The organism is Polynucleobacter sinensis (genome assembly GCF_001595985.1).
In the GTDB taxonomy this organism is placed as follows: domain Bacteria; phylum Pseudomonadota; class Gammaproteobacteria; order Burkholderiales; family Burkholderiaceae; genus Polynucleobacter; species Polynucleobacter sinensis.
The window spans coordinates 536,482-553,386 of the sequence record NZ_LOJJ01000003.1 but is presented as its reverse complement, the minus strand read 5'-3'; the positions used below and the strand labels follow the sequence as shown (position 1 = coordinate 553,386).

General features: G+C 46.2%; 22 protein-coding genes and 1 pseudogene. 13 read left to right on the top strand and 10 right to left on the bottom strand.

What is annotated here, in order from left to right; translation table 11 throughout:
* The first annotated feature begins 11 nt into the window (after window positions 1-11).
* The 4 genes from fdh3B to AOB49_RS06525 are packed head-to-tail and all read left to right on the top strand — an operon-like array spanning window position 12 to window position 2,309.
* Window positions 12-671: a formate dehydrogenase FDH3 subunit beta gene (gene fdh3B / locus AOB49_RS06540; protein WP_062309121.1), complete on the top strand. Its 660-nt coding sequence runs from the start codon at window positions 12-14 to the stop codon at window positions 669-671.
* Window positions 668-904, top strand: coding sequence for a hypothetical protein (locus AOB49_RS06535; protein ID WP_062309119.1), 237 nt, complete (start codon window positions 668-670; stop codon window positions 902-904). Before fdh3B ends, AOB49_RS06535 begins: the two co-directional genes overlap by 4 nt.
* Before the next feature lie 48 nt (window positions 905-952).
* Window positions 953-2,023: a formate dehydrogenase subunit gamma gene (locus tag AOB49_RS06530; RefSeq protein ID WP_062309118.1), complete on the top strand. Its 1,071-nt coding sequence runs from the start codon at window positions 953-955 to the stop codon at window positions 2,021-2,023.
* Window positions 2,024-2,033: 10 nt separating this feature from the next.
* Window positions 2,034-2,309: a hypothetical protein gene (locus AOB49_RS06525; protein ID WP_062309116.1), complete on the top strand. Its 276-nt coding sequence runs from the start codon at window positions 2,034-2,036 to the stop codon at window positions 2,307-2,309.
* Here the strand turns inward: AOB49_RS06525 and AOB49_RS06520 are convergent.
* A pseudogene (locus tag AOB49_RS06520) lies at window positions 2,310-2,912 on the bottom strand (ATP-binding cassette domain-containing protein); the annotation flags it as partial.
* A 100-nt stretch (window positions 2,913-3,012) separates the two neighbouring features.
* Complete coding sequence (locus tag AOB49_RS06515) at window positions 3,013-3,708, bottom strand: ABC transporter permease (protein ID WP_062309112.1); 696 nt, start codon at window positions 3,706-3,708, stop codon at window positions 3,013-3,015.
* Window positions 3,709-3,774: 66 nt separating this feature from the next.
* On the opposite strand from AOB49_RS06515, the gene AOB49_RS06510 reads away from it, so the two are divergent.
* The 5 genes from AOB49_RS06510 to AOB49_RS06490 all read left to right on the top strand — a co-directional run bounded on the left by AOB49_RS06510 (window position 3,775) and on the right by AOB49_RS06490 (window position 7,638).
* Entirely contained in the window at window positions 3,775-3,975 is a 201-nt protein-coding gene (locus AOB49_RS06510) for a hypothetical protein (protein ID WP_062309110.1), read from the top strand.
* Window positions 3,975-4,721, top strand: a complete 747-nt coding sequence (locus tag AOB49_RS06505; protein ID WP_062309109.1) for an endonuclease/exonuclease/phosphatase family protein — start codon at window positions 3,975-3,977, stop codon at window positions 4,719-4,721. The genes AOB49_RS06510 and AOB49_RS06505 overlap by 1 nt, the downstream gene beginning before the upstream one ends.
* Window positions 4,718-6,193, top strand: coding sequence for a cardiolipin synthase (gene cls, locus AOB49_RS06500; protein WP_062309107.1), 1,476 nt, complete (start codon window positions 4,718-4,720; stop codon window positions 6,191-6,193). Before AOB49_RS06505 ends, cls begins: the two co-directional genes overlap by 4 nt.
* Window positions 6,194-6,306: 113 nt before the next feature.
* A complete protein-coding gene (locus tag AOB49_RS06495) occupies window positions 6,307-6,810 on the top strand; it encodes a YqaA family protein (protein WP_062309105.1) in 504 nt (167 codons plus the stop codon).
* Window positions 6,811-6,861: 51 nt separating this feature from the next.
* Window positions 6,862-7,638: a 3-hydroxybutyrate dehydrogenase gene (locus AOB49_RS06490; protein WP_062309104.1), complete on the top strand. Its 777-nt coding sequence runs from the start codon at window positions 6,862-6,864 to the stop codon at window positions 7,636-7,638.
* 25 nt (window positions 7,639-7,663) lie between these two features.
* Here AOB49_RS06490 and AOB49_RS06485 read toward each other — a convergent pair whose 3' ends face one another.
* The gene (locus AOB49_RS06485; RefSeq protein ID WP_082784076.1) at window positions 7,664-8,638 is read right to left on the bottom strand and encodes a Bug family tripartite tricarboxylate transporter substrate binding protein; all 975 of its coding nucleotides are present in this window, start codon (window positions 8,636-8,638) and stop codon (window positions 7,664-7,666) included.
* Between the two features lie 260 nt (window positions 8,639-8,898).
* On the opposite strand from AOB49_RS06485, the gene sodB reads away from it, so the two are divergent.
* Together sodB and AOB49_RS06475 are read left to right on the top strand one after the other, a co-directional pair.
* Entirely contained in the window at window positions 8,899-9,477 is a 579-nt protein-coding gene (gene sodB / locus AOB49_RS06480; RefSeq protein WP_062309102.1) for a superoxide dismutase [Fe], read from the top strand.
* Window positions 9,478-9,520: 43 nt separating this feature from the next.
* Window positions 9,521-10,114, top strand: a complete 594-nt coding sequence (locus tag AOB49_RS06475; protein ID WP_062309101.1) for a urate hydroxylase PuuD — start codon at window positions 9,521-9,523, stop codon at window positions 10,112-10,114.
* A 69-nt stretch (window positions 10,115-10,183) separates the two neighbouring features.
* On the opposite strand, the gene AOB49_RS06470 is transcribed toward AOB49_RS06475, so the two are convergent.
* The 3 genes from AOB49_RS06470 to AOB49_RS06460 form a co-directional block, all read right to left on the bottom strand.
* A complete protein-coding gene (locus AOB49_RS06470; RefSeq protein ID WP_062309099.1) occupies window positions 10,184-11,353 on the bottom strand; it encodes an NAD(P)/FAD-dependent oxidoreductase in 1,170 nt (389 codons plus the stop codon).
* 73 nt (window positions 11,354-11,426) lie between these two features.
* The gene (locus AOB49_RS06465) at window positions 11,427-11,591 is read right to left on the bottom strand and encodes a rubredoxin (RefSeq protein ID WP_062309097.1); all 165 of its coding nucleotides are present in this window, start codon (window positions 11,589-11,591) and stop codon (window positions 11,427-11,429) included.
* Between the two features lie 61 nt (window positions 11,592-11,652).
* On the bottom strand, window positions 11,653-12,138 hold the full coding sequence (locus tag AOB49_RS06460) for a rubrerythrin family protein (RefSeq protein ID WP_062309095.1): 486 nt from the start codon (window positions 12,136-12,138) through the stop codon (window positions 11,653-11,655).
* A gap of 137 nt (window positions 12,139-12,275) precedes the next feature.
* Here AOB49_RS06460 and AOB49_RS06455 point away from each other — a divergent pair, with 137 nt between their 5' ends.
* Complete coding sequence (locus AOB49_RS06455; RefSeq protein ID WP_062309094.1) at window positions 12,276-13,223, top strand: hydrogen peroxide-inducible genes activator; 948 nt, start codon at window positions 12,276-12,278, stop codon at window positions 13,221-13,223.
* Between the two features lie 80 nt (window positions 13,224-13,303).
* Window positions 13,304-14,404, top strand: a complete 1,101-nt coding sequence (locus tag AOB49_RS06450) for an alkene reductase (protein WP_062309092.1) — start codon at window positions 13,304-13,306, stop codon at window positions 14,402-14,404.
* Window positions 14,405-14,451: 47 nt separating this feature from the next.
* Here the strand turns inward: AOB49_RS06450 and AOB49_RS12025 are convergent, their stop codons facing one another.
* From AOB49_RS12025 to AOB49_RS06435, 4 genes are read right to left on the bottom strand one after another with little or no spacing between them, the layout of a single operon-like run.
* Window positions 14,452-14,628, bottom strand: coding sequence for a hypothetical protein (locus tag AOB49_RS12025; protein ID WP_156471347.1), 177 nt, complete (start codon window positions 14,626-14,628; stop codon window positions 14,452-14,454).
* A gap of 27 nt (window positions 14,629-14,655) precedes the next feature.
* On the bottom strand, window positions 14,656-14,847 hold the full coding sequence (locus AOB49_RS06445) for a hypothetical protein (RefSeq protein ID WP_062309090.1): 192 nt from the start codon (window positions 14,845-14,847) through the stop codon (window positions 14,656-14,658).
* Window positions 14,844-15,683: a bestrophin-like domain gene (locus AOB49_RS06440; RefSeq protein ID WP_245640629.1), complete on the bottom strand. Its 840-nt coding sequence runs from the start codon at window positions 15,681-15,683 to the stop codon at window positions 14,844-14,846. The genes AOB49_RS06445 and AOB49_RS06440 overlap by 4 nt, the downstream gene beginning before the upstream one ends.
* Window positions 15,646-16,791, bottom strand: a complete 1,146-nt coding sequence (locus AOB49_RS06435) for an alpha-hydroxy acid oxidase (RefSeq protein ID WP_062309386.1) — start codon at window positions 16,789-16,791, stop codon at window positions 15,646-15,648. Before AOB49_RS06435 ends, AOB49_RS06440 begins: the two co-directional genes overlap by 38 nt.
* Window positions 16,792-16,905 lie beyond the last annotated feature (114 nt).

Sequence of the window (16,905 nt, the reverse complement as noted above, 5' to 3'; positions counted from 1 at the left end):
AGGAGAACACAATGGCAAGAATGAAATTTATTTGTGACACAGAGCGTTGCATTGAGTGCAACGGCTGTGTTACTGCTTGTAAGAACGATAACGAAGTACCTTGGGGTGTCAATCGTCGTCGTGTAGTTACTGTGAATGACGGCATCATCGGCCAAGAGAAATCGGTTTCTGTTGCTTGTATGCACTGTACCGATGCACCATGTATGGCTGTTTGCCCAGTAGATTGCTTCTATCGTACCGATGAAGGTGTGGTGTTGCATGACAAAGATATTTGCATCGGCTGTGGTTACTGCTCTTTTGCTTGCCCGTTTGGCGCGCCTCAGTTCTTGAGTAAAGGCGCCTTTGGTGTTCGTAGCAAAATGGATAAGTGCACATTCTGTAGCGGTGGTCCAGAGGTGAATGGTAGCGTTGCCGAGTTTGAGAAATATGGCCGTAATCGTTTGGCTGAGGGTAAGTTGCCTCTTTGCGCCGAGATGTGTTCTACAAAGGCCCTCATTGGTGGCGATAGCGAGGTAATTTCTAGCATTTACGCCAAACGTGTAGCTGTGCGTGAGGCCAATGGAAGATATCCAGGTAATGAAATTTTTGGTTGGTCGACTGCTTACGGCCCATCTGGTTCGCCAGCCCCAGCACCAACGCCTGCCGATAAAATTCCAGGAGCTAAATCATGAAACCCAATTTCAAAACTCTAGGCGTTTGTTTGGCAGCGGGTGCATTATTGATGGCCTGCTCCGAGCCGCCTGAAATTGCTGCTAAAGCAGCCAAGCGGCCGGATGTGGCGCCTTATATGGGGGCCGATAACGGCTTTATGACTAAGGGATGGACTCCTGGTGATCAAGCAAGTTGGACGGAGGCGATTAACAAGCGCAATCAGAAGCAGACCGAGTATTCACGCGCAAAGTGATCATCTAAACAACAATAAATAGAACGAAAACCGTTTAAGGAAATTTGTATGAATCGATCATTCTCTAAAGTTCTACGCACTTTGGTGGTGGCTGCTGGATTGTCAATGAGTCTTGCGAGCGGCGTGAGCTTTGCGGAGCGCACTCAAATGACTCCACTTCCTTCGCCTAGCGGGGTGGATCATCCCTTGTATGTACCCGCGAATCCAAGTGATCTGGCTAAGGGCAGTGAAGCTCAGGCTAGACCTGCAAATACTGCGCCTCCAGCAAGTCAATCTATTTGGCAATCTGCGAATGGCGACCCTTATAACTATGTCAGTATTCCTGATAAAGAGGCAAGCGTTCTGATTCAGCGTGCTGGCCAGCAATGGCGCGTGATTCGCAATGGTGTGATTACCGTTTATGGTGGTTGGCTCTTAGCTCTTGCTTTCTTCGGCGTGATTGCCATGTACACCATTAAGGGCCCAATTAAGTTGCATGCGCCTTTGTCGGGCACAAAAATCAAACGCTTTAATGCTTTTGATCGATTAACCCATTGGACAATGGCTTTTAGCTTTATTGCCTTGGCATTTACTGGCCTCTTGATTTTGTATGGCAAATATTTTGCTATGCCATTGATGGGTGGCGTTGCTTACGGCTCTTTCCTGATGGTTTGTAAAAACATCCATAACTTCACAGGTCCACTGTTTACATTGAGCATTGTGATTTTCTTCTTCCTCTTTGTTCGTAAGAATATTTTTGGAGAAGGGGACATGGCTTGGTTATTGTCATTCGGCGGAATTTTTTCTGGCAAGCATGTTCCGGCTGGATTCTTTAACTTTGGAGAAAAGTTTTGGTTCTGGTTTGGTATGGTCTTCCTCGGCTTGACGATTTCAGCTTCAGGATTTGTGCTCGATATGATTGTTCCTTTTATGGATATTCAGTACACCCGCGGCACTATGCAGTTGGCTAATATTATTCATAGCTCAGCCGCAATCTTGATGACCGCCATGGCAATGGGCCATATTTATATCGGTACTATTGGTATGCAAGGTTCAATTGACGGCATGAAGACTGGTTACGTTGATGCTACTTGGGCTAAAGAGCACCATGAGCTCTGGTACGACAAAATCAATAAATAAGGATATAGCCATGAAAAAAATCATTGCTTTTACATTCTGCGCGTTTGCAACTGCTTCAGTATTTGCTGCGCTCCCGCCCTTGTCTCCTGAGGCGCAGGAAGCTGCAGCATTAGCAAAGGCAAAAGCCGCTTATGGTGATAGGGTAGGCGCTTATCAACTATGCCAAGCGCAAAATCGGGTGGCGGATCGATTTAAAGTTTCTGGTACTCCAGCGCCCGCAGCATGCGTTGCTCCACCTCCATTTGTCGCACCAGTAGCTGCAGCCGCAGCACCAGCAGCGAAGTAATTAATCTGCTAACAACTCCTGATGCAGGTAGCGTTTAGCTGCTGATGTTTGAGGATTCGAGAAGAAAGGGCCTACGGGTCCTTTTTCTTTAATCTCTCCTTGATCAATAAATAGAATATATTCTGCCAATCTTTGCACTTGCGCAAGCTGATGAGAAGTGAAGATGACATTGGAGGATTGGCGATTAAATTGACGAATAATTTCTTCCACTTGTTCTGTGGTATTCGGATCCAAATTCGCAGTAGGCTCATCGAGTAGGACTAGCTTAGGTTTTTGGAGCATGGCTCGACCAAGGCATAGCTTTTGTCTTTCACCTGCAGATAGTTTATGCGCAGGTGTTCGAGCCAAGTGTTCTAGTCCAATTTTCTCCATCACCATCTGAATATCTGCAGCAGAGATTGTTGAGTCAGCATCTTGAACCATGCTGATATTGGTAAGTGTTGATGCTTTGATCATTGGCGTGTGATGGAGCACCAAGCTTGAGCGTATGGCCAGAGGGAAGTGCGTAACAGTACCAACCTCTGGTGAGATGAGTCCATCAATCAGCTTTAATAAGGTGGTTTTACCAGCGCCATTAGGGCCTATGCAGGCACATATTCGATCTGTTGGAATAATGGCATGTGGAATATTGAGAATGATTCGACCATTGCTTTTAACAATGACATCTTTGAACTCAATATATTGTTCAAACTGATCGGTCATATTAGCCATATCGACGTTCCGCAATCTGCCTAACAGTAAAGGTGAATAGATTTGCCAGCAGCACAATGGTGAGTAAAACCACACCTAGCGCCAAAGCCAATGGTAAATCCCCCTTGCTTGTTTCCAGGGCAATAGCCGTGGTCATAGTCCGTGTTGAGTGGTCGATATTGCCGCCCACAATCATGACTGCGCCCACTTCAGAGATCGCCCTTGCCAAGCCCGCTAAAACAGCGATAGTGAGAGAAAACCGACAATCCCAGAGTAACCACTTTAGCGAGGCTATCCTGGGAAGGCGCAGGGCTAAAAAGGCATCGCGATGAATTTTCCAGGAATCCTCCAGAATTTGGCGGCTCAGGGCCGCTATTAAGGGGGTTGTCAGCAGTGTTTGAGCCAGGATCATGCCCTTGGCAGTAAAAAGCCATCCCCACATCCCTAGGGGGCCAGAACGCGAGAGCAGGAGGTAGACGACCACGCCAACAATCACTGTTGGCACACCCATAAGGGTATTTAGTGCAACGGTGATGCTTTGCTTGCCCTGGAACTCTTCGGTAGCCAGGAGTGCGCCAATGGGTAGTCCAATCAGGGTGCCAAGGAATAGGGCGCTTAAGCTAACTTGAAGGGATACCAAAACAATGCCTATGACCCCTGCATCTAAATGCAGAAGAAGTTGAAAGGCATCCTGAAAGGTCTTTAACATGGGCACGATTCTAGCAAGGCAATGGCAAAATGGCGTAAATGCACATAATTTGTTTATTTTCGACCAATGGCTCAAATCATTTGCCTCTGTAACGAGGTCCTCGATCTCGATCTTCGTGAGTACCTCGACAGTCATCCAGTTGATTCGATTGATGAGTTGCGCGAGCAGGCTTCTATTTGCAACAAATGTATGCAATGCCAAGATTTGGTAGAGGGTGAAATTTATTTGGCTCGAGTACGGCGTCAACGAGCGGCAGGACAGTTTTAATGACTCGCAATAAAGCAGGTAGATTGAGTGTTATGACGATGAATGTGCATAAGGGGCTTTCCCCCTTGCATCGGCGGTCAACGATTTATGAATTGCGCCAGAAAATGCGCCAACATCACCCTGATTTGCTTTTCTTGCAAGAGCTACAGCAAGAGCATCGTGGCCGCATTCGGCGATTTGGGCAGTGGCCGATGACGGAGTTAACCCATTTCTTATCCGAAGATTTTTGGCATGACTCTCATTATGGAAAAAATGTTGAGTATCCAGATGGACATCATGGAAATGCAATCCTTTCAAAGAATCCTTTGCACAAGGGGCAAAATTACGACATATCGGCCTACCGATTTGAAAGGCGCGGTCTTTTGCATAGCGTGACACAGGTAGCGGGTATTTTTGTACATTGCTTTTGTGTTCATCTCGCCTTGTTTGAGCGGGGCCGAGAGCGTCAATTAAATGAAATCATTCGCTATATTGATACTTTGGCAGAGGGTGGGCCAGCTATTGTGGCGGGTGACTTTAATGATTGGCGCAATCGCGTCAGTCAGCCCATGCAAGCTGCTGGTTTTAATGAAGTTTTTGAAATGTTAACTGGCGCACCGGCTAAAACTTTCCCTAGCATTAAGCCGATGTTGCCGATGGATCGCATCTATGTGCGTGGCTTAAAAATTCATTCGGCAGAAATTTTGCATGAATGGTTAAAACTATCTGATCACCTTGGCATTACCGCGGAGCTTGAAATTCTATGAGTATTTTAAATTTTCTTCTAGGCTCTATTTTTGGATTCTCCTTATTTTGGGTTCCCGTTGCTCATGTGGTGATTGTGATTCTATTTGGTTTTCGCATGATTTCGGTACGAAGACCTGTTGGTGTTGCGATTGCTTGGTTTTTGATCGTGGTTCTCTTCCCATTAGTTGGTATCAGTCTTTATATATTGATTGGCGAGCGCCCCGTGGGTCGTAAGCTGACTCGGAAAATTGTCCGTATGGATCGTGAGTACGCGGCCATTACCGAAGAGATGCGAAAACGTTACTCAAGTGATAGAGATTTGCTACCGGTTGAGGGCAGAGCATTGAGTTTGTTGGCTCAATCAAAAAATGGTTCGCCAGTGATCGCTGGCAACAAAATTGAACTCTTTACAAACTCTTTAGATATTTTGCAGGATTTTATTGATGAAATTAATCGAGCCCAGAAAACCTTACACCTAGAGTTTTACATTTGGGCTTTGGGTGGAGATGCCGATCGGGTTGGCGAAGCTTTAATTACTGCGGCTAAGCGTGGCGTCGCATGTAGGGTCCTACTGGATTCTCTTGGGAGTAAAGAATGGTTTAAATCGAACTGGCCAAAGCGCTTCAGAAATGCTGGCATTCAAGTAACAGAAGCGTTACCTATTCAGATTGGTCGATTTCAATTTCGCCGTGCCGATCTCAGATTGCATCGAAAAATATTCGTGATTGATAACCAGATAGTCTGGACCGGAAGCATGAATATGGTTGATCCTCGTACCTTTAAGCAGGATTCTGGCGTGGGTGAGTGGGTTGATGCAATGGTGAGAATCGAGGGGCCTGTAGCTTCTCAGTTTGAGCTGACATTTTCCTTTGATTGGAGTGTTGATAATCCCAAAATTAACCACTTTAATGACGTGATGCCAGTGCCTAATCCTGCTGAGGGCAAGGCTTTAGCTCAAGAGTTTTCCTCTGGCCCTGTGTATCGGGATGATATTTTGTATCAAGTATTGCTATCGGCCATCATGGATGCGCGTGAAGAGTTGACAATCACTACGCCGTATTTTGGCCCCGATGACGGCTTGATTCAGGCCCTGATGGCGGCTGCTGGTCGTGGTGTCAAGGTGACCCTAATTGTTCCCAAGCTGAATGATTCAACACTGGTTGCTTGGAGTAGTAAAAGTTTTTACGCTGATTTAATGAGTGCTGGCGTCAATATTGCTGAATTTCATGGCGGACTTCTCCATACCAAGAGCTTGTTGATTGACAAGCGGATTGCAATCTTTGGCTCAGTGAACTTTGATCAACGTAGCTTGCGTTTAAATTTTGAAATTAGCTTAATTGTTTATAACCAAGAGTTTTGTGAAAAGCTGGAAACTTTGATTGAGTCCTATTTGGCGCAATCTGATATGGTTGATTTAAAGGTCTGGAGCAAAAGACCTCGTTGGCGCGTGATGCTTGAAAACGCGGCGCATCTTGCCTCTCCCTTGCTGTAATTTGACCTAAAACTGAATATGTGAAGGCCATACCAAAGAAGATCAGCTTGGTTCTGGCTGTAGCATACTGTGGAAATCATGAAAATCATTTTTGAATCTAAGGCATCTGATTAATGGATCATTTGCTCCACCAATTTTTTGATTTCTTTGGGATGCCATCTGTTGGCTTACCAGCTGTATTTTTCAGCGCTTTTATTTCCGCTACACTTTTACCAGTTGGCTCCGAGCCAATACTTTTTGGATATATCACAATCAATCCTCATTATTACTGGATAGCCATTGGGGTTGCGACAATCGGCAATACTTTGGGTGGGATGTTTGACTGGTGGCTAGGCCTGCTCAGTAGAAACAGTTTTGAATCTTTAAAAGGGCCGACTCACGGACGCATGCAGCGTTGGTTAGAGGCGCGTGGCCCCAAAATGCTCTTACTGTCCTGGCTACCTGGGTTTGGTGATCCTTTATGTCTTGCGGCTGGGTGGCTTAGATTGCCTTGGAGACCTTGCTTGGCCTACATGGCTGCTGGTAAGCTATTTCGCTATTTGACGATGACATGGCTACTAACGCTCATCCCAACTAGTTTTTGGCAGCAATTGGGGCAATGGCTCCATTTAACCTAAGTCTTCCGTTGTATTCTATATTTTTGTTGTAACTAATTTTAGGGGATCAGTATGTCTCAGTTAAAAGGTAAAACAGCTCTGGTTACAGGTTCAACCAGTGGCATTGGCTTGGCAATCGCTATTGGGTTGGCAAAGCAGGGTGCCAATATTATGGTGAACGGCTTTGGTGAGAAAGATGCCGCGATTGCTGCAATTAAGGCCTGTGGTGTTGAGGTTGATTATCACGGCGCCGATATGAGTAAGCCAGTTGAAATTGAAGATTTGATTGCGCAAACTGAGAAGCGTTTTGGCTCACTGGACATATTAATCAATAACGCTGGTATTCAGCATACCGCTAGTGTTGAGGATTTTCCTGCCGATAAGTGGGAATCGATTATTGCCATCAATTTGAGTTCTGCTTTTTACACATCGCACCATGCTTTGCCGGGTATGAAGCGGCGTAATTGGGGGCGTATTATTAATATCGCCTCGGTTCATGGCTTGGTGGGCTCAATACAAAAGTCCGCTTATGTTGCGGCAAAGCATGGCATCGTTGGCCTGACAAAAGTTACTGCGCTCGAGAATGCAAAAACTGGCATTACCTGTAATGCGATTTGTCCGGGTTGGGTGCTTACACCGTTAGTTCAAAAGCAAGTTGATGCAAGGGCAGAACGCGAGGGCATCTCTAATGAGGCGGCTAAGGATGCATTGGTTTCAGAGAAGCAGCCATCAGGTAGCTTTGTGTCCCCAGAGCAGCTAGCGGCGTTGGCGGTATTTCTTTGTGGTCCCGATGCTTCCGAGGTTCGTGGCGCCGCCTGGAATATGGATGGTGGTTGGACGGCCCAGTAATTTACTGAGCCGTGCCCTGAAAAACTTATTCTGCGCTAATTTTTCGGTCAGCAATAATTTTTGCCCAGGTTGCGGATTGACTGGCAATGTACTTGGCCAACTCTTCGCGACTGCCTGGGTTTGGAGCAAGGCCATGCTCAGCCAATTGCTTGTTAGTTGCCTTGTCATTGAGTGCGGCAACCAAAGCTTTATTCCATTTTTCTAGAATAACTTCAGGCGTTTTACCGGGCGCAACGAAGGCGTACCAGTTAGATGCATCAAATCCAGGATAGCCTGACTCTGCAATAGTTGGCACATTAGGCAGGGTGGGGGCACGCTTCAATCCTGTGGTTGCCAGGGGGATTAATTTACCGTTTTTGATATACGGATCGGCCGTCGCTAGCGCAGAGTAGTAGGCTAATATGCGATTGCCCAAGAGATCAACCATTGCCGGACTGCCACCTTTGTAGGGTACGTGAACGGTGTCGATATCCGCCCGAGCATTGAGTAGCTCGCCCTGAAGATGGGAGGCGGATCCGCTGCCAGTTGAGGCAAAGGTAATTTTGCCTGGATTTTTCTTGGCAAGAGCCACAAAATCTTTAAAGTTTTTTACTCCCAGTGCGGGTGTTACTACCAGCACGTTCGGGAAGGTGACGCCCATCGTCAATGGTGCCAAATCCTTTTGTGGGTCATAGGGCAATTTCATGAGGTGAGGGGCAATCGAAAGTGGGCCGATAGAGCCAAAAAGGATCACTGAGCCATCGGTTGGGGCGTTTGCAGTAAATGCGTGGGCAATGTTACCGCCAGCGCCAGGTTTATTGTCCACAATGACATTTTGACCCAAGTCCTCGCTGAGTTTTTTGGCGATAACTCGGGCGGCGTTATCTGCTGAGCCTCCTGCGGCAAAACCGACCACCATGGTGATGGTTTTATTTGGGGGGAATTCTTGACCCACACCAATTGAGAGTTGACCAAGCAGGCCCATGGCTAGTATTGCTCTAAAAATGTTTGGCAGTTTCATTGTTAACCTCAAAAGCAGATGATTAAGACGGGCAGCAGTTCTTGCGCCTAGGCTATCTTACCAGTCGTGATGATGTCCTTGTTTGACGTCAAATTGAGATTCTAAAACCTAAAAATACTGCATAGAAGCAGTCTAAATGGGGATTTCAGGCCAAAATTTCCATTTTTACCTCGCTAAAACAAAAATATCAGAATCGACTATAGTTATCCCCAATAAAGCCTATATACGGAAACGTTAACAAACCCTTTAAGGAAGCCACAATGGAACATACATTACCCCAACTGCCCTATGCTTTGGATGCGCTTGCGCCATTTATCTCAAAGGAAACTCTTGAGTTTCACTATGGCAAGCATCACCAAACCTATGTCACGAATTTGAATAATTTAATTAAGGGTACTGAGTTCGAAAATTCCTCATTGGAAGACATTGTTAAAAAATCTGCCGGTGGTGTTTTTAATAATGCGGCCCAGGTGTGGAACCATACTTTTTATTGGAACAGCATGAAGCCAAATGGCGGCGGATCTCCCGTTGGCGCTCTAGCTGATGCGATTAATGCTAAGTGGGGCTCATTTGATAAGTTCAAAGAGGAGTTCACAAAATGCGCTGTAGGTACTTTTGGCTCTGGATGGGCTTGGTTGGTTAAGAAGGCTGATGGAAGCTTGGATTTGGTTTCTACAAGTAATGCCGCAACACCACTCACTACCGATGCAAAACCATTGATGACCTGTGATGTATGGGAGCATGCGTATTACATCGACGCTCGTAATGCGCGACCTAAGTATTTAGAGAATTTTTGGAATGTAGTAAATTGGGATTTTGCAAACCAAAACTTTTCTTAAATGTATTCAAACACTTTTAATAATCTGATATAGGAAATATTTCATGTCATCTATTTTTACTTCATTGGGCCGTACCGTTTTAGCGGGTTTTGTGCTTCTCGTTTTAATTGTTCTGGCTTTAGGCGCTAATTTAAGTTCTGTTGAGCTGCCTTTCATCTTCCGTTGGATTCATGTAATGGTTGGCGTTATGTGGATTGGTTTGCTCTGGTACTTCAATTTTGTGCAGATTCCTTCTATGGCAAAAATCCCTGATGAGCAAAAGCCAGCTATTGGTAAAGTCATTGCTCCAACAGCCTTGTTTTGGTTCCGTTGGGCCGCTTTATTTACAGTAGTTAGTGGTTTGATTCTCTCGGTATTGAATGGTTACGCTCACCAAGCATTCGCCTTGCAAGCGCCATTCCGCGCAATCGGCTTGGGGATGTGGATTGCTTTGGTAATGGCTTTCAATGTTTGGTTCATTATTTGGCCAAATCAAAAGCGCGCCCTAGGTATTGTTGCTGTTGAGCCAGAGGTAAAGGCGAAATCGGCACGCGTAGCCATGTTGACTTCACGTTTCAACACAATGCTATCTATTCCAATGTTGTTCTTGATGGTGGTTCAGTCACATAACACTACTTGGTTTGTGATTGTGTCTTAATTGAATCAATCGCGTTAATCAAAAGGCCCGCTATGCGGGCCTTTTTTATTGTGAAATCACTCAAACACACTATGCCAATATTGGCGGCAATTCTTTAGTAAGAGCAGCTCTTTGAGCTGTTGCAGCACCAAGTAGTGCAAAGCCAAGCAGTTTTCCTTCGGCAGATTCAAATCGCGCTTCCATCCCATTTTCAACGGGGGTGATCTTCCATTCACCGGCAGCACCCTTTGCTGGAGGAGAGACGATGGTAGGTAGGGATGGTGTTTTCACCATTACAGGCATAGCCGGATAGGAGAGTGTTGCTTCCTGTCCAAGGAGATTGGGGGCCAATACTCGAGCAGCCTGCATGATTGGCATCACATAGGGTAATACCAGGCCATCAACTTGAGCGCAGTCCCCAATAGAGAAAATGTTTTGAATGCTAGTTTGCAGCTGGCGATTCACAGAAATACCAACATCAGTTGCAATTCCAGCAGCCTTAGCTAATTCAAGGCGTGGTTTAAGTCCCACGGCGGAGAGAAATACATCGCTGGTAATAACTGTGCCGTTGGCTAATGTCACTTGCACTCCATTGCCTACCTCGTCAATTGATTGAACCGTAGTGCCAAAGTGCCAGCGGATTCCGCATTCACTTAGCTTGTCCTGTAAGGCCTGTGCTGCGGCTTGTGGGAGCAGTCTTCCCAAAGCCTGGGGTGCTAAATCAATTACATCAACTTCATAGGATCCAATAGCCAGATCGTTTGCAAACTCGCAGCCAATCAGTCCCGCGCCTAAAATAGCAACCCGTTTTTTACCCGCAATGGCATTACGAAACTTCGCGTACTCCTCGAGGTCATTGACAGTAATGACTTTGTCAGTGGCATTCCCTTGTAAGGGGAGTCGAATTTGGTCTGCGCCTAAACATAGCACCAGTTTTCCATAAGGTAGCAATCCTTTTGAGGTTTCGATCGTTTGAGAATTGCTGTTGATTGCCAGAACATCTGTCTCGCCTAAAACCGTAATCCCGAGTTGGGTTGCCATGCCTTCCGCATTCATTGAGATTAATTGCTCTGCACCCTTATTACTGGCTAGCGCTGTCGATAGCATTGGCTTTGAGTAGGAGTATCCAGGCTCTCGCGTTACTAAAGTGATGGAGATATCTTTATCCAGCTTACGAATTTCACGGATAACGGTGTACCCAGCTAATCCGCTACCAATAATAACGATTGCGGACGAGGATTGTTGATGATGTTGATCCAAAGCTGGGCTCCCTGATGAGGCGTTTAAATGATGATTGCTGCGAGTACTTTTTGATGGCGAATGAGATTAATGATTAGATCTGAACCATCTCAAAGTCTGCTTTTGAAACTCCGCAGTCTGGACACTCCCAGTCGTCTGGAATGTCGGCCCAAGCAGTGCCTGGCGCTATCCCATCTTCCGGTAAGCCTTTTGCTTCGTCATAGATAAAGCCGCATACGATACATTGCCAAGATTTCATGATATTTCCTTAAGTGAATGGGGTAAGTTTAAATTTAATTAGGTTTTATTTCTGATGAGGCTTATTGGTTAGCAAACTCTTTTGCCTTTTCTAATGCTTTTTTGTAGTGATTTGCATGACGCTCCTCAACATTTGCCAAGGCTGCAAAGCGTTTCGCTGCCTTATTGAGCATGGCTTGGAATTGCTCGGCATGCTCTTTAGATTCTGCGATCTGCTCATCAATTTCCGCTACTGCTGCAGCATTTCCTTCCTCTACTGCTGTTTTGCGGAATGTTGGATACATTTCCGTGTATTCATAGGTTTCACCTTCAATGGCAATTTCTAAGGCACGGGCTGGGGTAATGCTGCTAGCGGGATAGAGTAAATCTAAGTGGCCAAATGCATGCATGACTTCCTGATCGGCGGTTGCTTCAAAGATTTCGGCGGTTTCAATGTCGCCAGCAGCTCGTGCCAACTTAGCAAAATAGCGATATTTGATGTGAGCCATGGATTCTCCTGCAAATGCAGATTCCAAGTTTTGGATAGTTTTAATTTCAGGGCGTGCCATTGTTTATTCCTCTAAAGTTAGTTAATTAACGGTGTTAATCACCATGGAATGGATTCTGCGCCTAAAATTATTATCAGTCCAATGAATAATAATGATATTATTTATCAAATAAATTGATTAATGGAGTTTTTCAAGTTATGACTGCACTTCCTTCATTGCGACAACTGCGTTATTTTGTGGCGATTGCCCAAGAGTTGAACTTTACACGCGCCGCGGAGGCTTGTTTCGTGGGTCAATCCACTCTAAGTGCAGGCTTGAAGGAGCTTGAGGATAGTTTGGGTGTGCGTTTGGTAGAGCGCGACCGACAAAATGTTGCCATTACGCCGGTAGGTCTGGAGATCTTAACTAGAGCAAAGGCGATCTTGGCTTCATCAGAGGACTTGGTCGAGTATGCGGGGGCCGCTGGCAGGCCAATGGCTGGTACGGTGCGACTTGGCGTCATTCCGACAATTGCTCCATTTCTACTCCCCAATGTGATGCCAGATATTCGGGCGCGTTTTCCAGATTTGAAAATCGCTTTACGCGAAGATCTCACTGCAAATCTATTAACTCGACTTGTGGAACATCAGCTTGATTTCATTTTGATTGCCTTGCCGTATGAAACGTCAGGGCTATTGGTCAAGGAGTTGTTTGATGATGAATTTTGGTTGGTAGCAGGAGAGGATGATCCAGCGCTCAAAGGCAAGGAGATTTATCTGCCAGCCAAAATGGCTGAGCGCTTATTACTTTTGGAAGAGGGTCACTGCCTCCGAGAGCACACCTTACAAGCGTGCAAGCGTCCAGATGTTCGCAAGGCGGATGGAATGGAGGCGACAAGTTTACTTACCCTCCTACAAATGGTGGAGTCTGGCATGGGTATCGCCTTGTTGCCTGAGATAGCTGTCAATGGCGGCTTATTAAATGGCACGCACCTGGTTGCCAAGCCTCTAGCTCCACCTGCGCCTAAGAGAGTCATTGCCTTAGTCGCTCGCGCCTCTACCGCACATTTAGATGAGTTCGAGGCTTTTTCCAACTGTATTCAGGAGCGCTTTCAGAAGCGTGAAAAAATATCTCGTAGTACCGTTAAAAGCGCTGCCAAAAAATAAGTTGTATTCAGCAAATTCATCGCTTTCTTGCTAAAGTAAGTGATCTAGTAACGTCAATCATCTGCAAAGAAAGAGTCTTCATGTCCGGAAAAGAAATTATGTTCACCCCAGTCAAGCTTGGGGCTATTGAGTTAAAAAATCGCCTTGTGATGGCGCCTTTAACTAGAATGCGAGCCATTGATGGTGACGTGCCCAACCCCTTGGCTCAGACCTATTACAGTCAAAGAGCGGGGGCGGGCTTGATTATTACTGAGGCGACTCAAATCTCTCCCCTGGGTAAGGGCTACCCAGCAACACCAGGGATCTATTCTCCCGAGCAGACTGCTGCATGGAAGAAGATTGTCGAGGCAGTGCACGCAAAGGATGGCAAGATTGTTGCGCAGTTATGGCATGTGGGTCGCATTTCACATTCTTCCTTGCATTCAGAGCAGGGTATGCCAGAGGCCCCTTCGGCCATAGCGCCGGCAGGGCAAACTTACGGTGCCGACTGGCAGTTGCATGATTACGAAACCCCAAAGGCAATGACTCTTGATGATATTGCTAGATTGCTCAATGAGTTCACGCAGGCGGCGAACAATGCCAAGGCCGCGGGATTTGATGGTGTAGAAATTCATGCGGCGAACGGTTATTTATTAGATCAGTTTTTGCAAGACAAGACCAATCAACGCAATGATCAGTATGGTGGCTCAATAGAAAATCGTTTACGTTTATTGGGTGAGGTGATTGAGGCGGTTGCAAAGGTTTTCTCAAATGATCGTATTGGTGTGCGCCTATCGCCCTATGGCAGTTTTAATGACATTGCCGATAGTGATCCAGTCGCTTTATTTAATGCGGCGATTCAAAAGCTCAATGGATACTCTTTGGCCTATGTGCATATGATTGAGCCGCGCTCAACAAGCGCGGGCGGAAATGATCAGGTCAATGAAGAGGCGCCAGTTACATCGGAGATGTTCCGCGCCGCTTATCAAGGAAAATTTATCAGCGCAGGGGGTTATGACCAGGCAATGGGCGAAGCTGTATTGGAGGCCGGCCTAGCTGATGCTGTAGCTTATGGGCGTTGGTATATTTCCAATCCAGATTTGGCGGAGCGCTTCCAGAAGAATGCACCACTTAATCCCTATAATCGCGCTACTTTTTATGGTGGCGGAGAAGTTGGATATACCGACTACCCAACGCTGTAGCTTGCATCGTGCTTGCGCAAATAAGATCTCTTAGTAAAAAAGAGATCTTATTTTTTATCTTCCGGGTCTTTGAGAAGGCCGTAGTGATTTGCCACCAATAGGAATGCGATTGATGCGCAACCCATGGCAAAAAATTCCCATTGATGAAGCATTGCTGTGCCTATCACGGTCATCAGAATTGTCCAGCCCACAGCCATTTTGGCTTTTTTGCTTAGCGGTTTCATAAATATGTAAGTGAGTCAGTTTAAGAGTTATTTAATGGATAGGCGCGCTTTTGCGCTGAGTTCGGCCGTGCTTCCACGTTTATCTAATTGGGATAGTCGAAGGGCCTCAACTTCAAAGTCAATTTGAGCTGGATGGAATTCAGTATTGCCCAAATGAATAACATAAGTCCAGACTAGCTCACGACCACGATTTTTATAGACATCGACAACGCGTTTCATTTTGTGCCGCCTATAGGGTTAAGTGGTCCATTTGGTGGGCTAATGCTTTGCTTGAGGTCAATAAGATTTCGTGGGTCTATGCGAATCACTCCGCCTCTTGGACTGTCAATATCAGCAATTAAAAAGAAGGCTATCGAAACCATCATTGGGAAAATCATGAAGAGGCCGATATTGCTTTTAAAGTTTCTCGCGCCAAATCCAACGAGAATATTTGCCCCAATGGCGATTGCTGCCATCAGCCACCACGCTGCGGTCGGGATTCGGTTCCACCAGGCTGCTTGGGTATAGCCCCGCGCGTTAATGACATCATTCATTCCAGAGATGGTGAGAGCGATGGTCGGAGTGGATTGAGAGCGGGCTATGGGGAGAACTTCATTCCACAAGGCATTCTCTAGTTCAGTTGTGCGCTGGATAATTTGTTTGGCAGTCTCTCGATCTTGTTTGGAATAAAACAAGATCCGCTGATCAAGGTAAGCAATTAAGAGCTCTTTGACTGCATCCGCAGTCTTGCTGGGAAGTAGGTCGGCCCTTAAGAATTCGGTTCCAATGGCATTTGCTTCAGCTTCCTCGTAATTTTGTCTTAAGTCATAGCGAGCAATGGCCATCGAGAAGGTAAAGCCAATAATCAGGCCGAGCAGGGTAAGGGTTGCCGATTGAATGATGCCAAGATCAGTCGACGTCTCCGTATCCTTGGTGCGGTATTTGCTCAGCACTGTGTTGCCAAACCAAACTGAGGCAGATAACGCTATAACTGAGATAGCAAATACAGCTAGAGGGGAATTGGCGAGATGTGGAATATTAAAAAGTCCCTGGATACAGAATATCTTTAGTGACATTCTGGATATCTCGGTGACCCGTAAAGGCCATGGTGATATCTAATTCATTCCGAATAATTTCTAGGCACTTAGTGACACCAGCCTCACCCATTGCCCCTAATCCGTAGAGAAAAGGGCGGCCAATCAGGGTGCCGCGCGCACCCAGTGCCCATGCCTTGAGTACATCTTGACCAGAGCGAATGCCGCCATCCATCCAGACTTCAATATCTTTGCCTACGGCATTGACGATTCCAGGTAGCGCTTGAATACTCGAGATTGCGCCATCCAATTGACGTCCACCATGATTCGAAACAATGAGCGCATCCGCCCCAGTGTTTGCCGCTAAGCGCGCATCTTCTTCATCCAAAATGCCTTTAATAATGAGCTTTCCGCCCCAGAGTTTTTTGATCCACTCAACATCATCCCAGCTCAAGCCCGGATCAAATTGTTCCGCAGTCCAAGAGGAGAGTGAGGACATATTACCGACGCCAGTGGCGTGACCCACAATATTGCGGAAGGTTCTGCGCGGGGTCATGGCCATGCCCATGCACCAACGTGGCTTGGTCATCATATTGATGATGTTGGCGATAGTGAGTTTTGGCGGCGCGGATAGTCCATTCTTGAGATCTTTATGGCGTTGCCCCAAAATTTGTAGATCTAATGTAAGAACAAGTGCTGAGCATTTTGCTGCTTTAGCGCGCTCAATAAGGCGCTCAATAAAGCCACGGTCTTTCATAACATACAGCTGAAACCAAAAAGGCTTCGTAGTCCGCTCAGCAACATCTTCGATGGAGCAGATGCTCATGGTCGAAAGACAAAATGGCACGCCAAATTTTTCAGCAGCACGTGCTGCTAGGATTTCACCATCGGCATGTTGCATGCCGGTTAGTCCGGTCGGTGCCAATGCAACGGGCATGGCAACCTCTTGGCCAACCATCGTAGTTTTGGTGGTACGGTTGGTCATGTCTACTGCAACGCGTTGCCGTAGTTTGATTTTCTGGAAATCCGATTCATTGGCGCGGTAGGTGGATTCAGTCCAAGATCCAGAGTCCGCGTAGTCATAGAACATCTTAGGAGTGCGTTTTTGATGTAGCACTCTTAAGTCTTCAATATTGGTGATGATGCTCACATAAATCCTTATATTTGCCGCCATCAAACGATGGCTACTGGTAATTTAAGCTCTATCTTAGCAATACCGTAGACTTGTTTCTACAATGCCAAGTCCAAGCCTCTTTTGGATCTT

Coding starts and splice junctions, on each gene's coding strand:
- fdh3B (WP_062309121.1), top strand. CDS start 12: ATGGCAAGAATGAAATTTATTTGTGACACAGAGCGTTGCATTGAGTGC.
- cls (WP_062309107.1), top strand. CDS start 4,718: ATGAGTATTTTAAATTTTCTTCTAGGCTCTATTTTTGGATTCTCCTTA.
- AOB49_RS06445 (WP_062309090.1), bottom strand. CDS start 14,847: ATGAAACGCGTTGTCGATGTCTATAAAAATCGTGGTCGTGAGCTAGTC.
- AOB49_RS06495 (WP_062309105.1), top strand. CDS start 6,307: ATGGATCATTTGCTCCACCAATTTTTTGATTTCTTTGGGATGCCATCT.
- AOB49_RS06485 (WP_082784076.1), bottom strand. CDS start 8,638: ATGAAACTGCCAAACATTTTTAGAGCAATACTAGCCATGGGCCTGCTT.
- AOB49_RS06455 (WP_062309094.1), top strand. CDS start 12,276: ATGACTGCACTTCCTTCATTGCGACAACTGCGTTATTTTGTGGCGATT.
- AOB49_RS06475 (WP_062309101.1), top strand. CDS start 9,521: ATGTCATCTATTTTTACTTCATTGGGCCGTACCGTTTTAGCGGGTTTT.
- AOB49_RS06535 (WP_062309119.1), top strand. CDS start 668: ATGAAACCCAATTTCAAAACTCTAGGCGTTTGTTTGGCAGCGGGTGCA.
- AOB49_RS06460 (WP_062309095.1), bottom strand. CDS start 12,138: ATGGCACGCCCTGAAATTAAAACTATCCAAAACTTGGAATCTGCATTT.
- AOB49_RS06515 (WP_062309112.1), bottom strand. CDS start 3,708: ATGTTAAAGACCTTTCAGGATGCCTTTCAACTTCTTCTGCATTTAGAT.
- AOB49_RS06490 (WP_062309104.1), top strand. CDS start 6,862: ATGTCTCAGTTAAAAGGTAAAACAGCTCTGGTTACAGGTTCAACCAGT.
- AOB49_RS06440 (WP_245640629.1), bottom strand. CDS start 15,683: ATGTCACTAAAGATATTCTGTATCCAGGGACTTTTTAATATTCCACAT.
- AOB49_RS06530 (WP_062309118.1), top strand. CDS start 953: ATGAATCGATCATTCTCTAAAGTTCTACGCACTTTGGTGGTGGCTGCT.
- AOB49_RS12025 (WP_156471347.1), bottom strand. CDS start 14,628: ATGAAACCGCTAAGCAAAAAAGCCAAAATGGCTGTGGGCTGGACAATT.
- AOB49_RS06505 (WP_062309109.1), top strand. CDS start 3,975: ATGACTCGCAATAAAGCAGGTAGATTGAGTGTTATGACGATGAATGTG.
- AOB49_RS06525 (WP_062309116.1), top strand. CDS start 2,034: ATGAAAAAAATCATTGCTTTTACATTCTGCGCGTTTGCAACTGCTTCA.
- sodB (WP_062309102.1), top strand. CDS start 8,899: ATGGAACATACATTACCCCAACTGCCCTATGCTTTGGATGCGCTTGCG.
- AOB49_RS06450 (WP_062309092.1), top strand. CDS start 13,304: ATGTCCGGAAAAGAAATTATGTTCACCCCAGTCAAGCTTGGGGCTATT.
- AOB49_RS06510 (WP_062309110.1), top strand. CDS start 3,775: ATGGCTCAAATCATTTGCCTCTGTAACGAGGTCCTCGATCTCGATCTT.
- AOB49_RS06465 (WP_062309097.1), bottom strand. CDS start 11,591: ATGAAATCTTGGCAATGTATCGTATGCGGCTTTATCTATGACGAAGCA.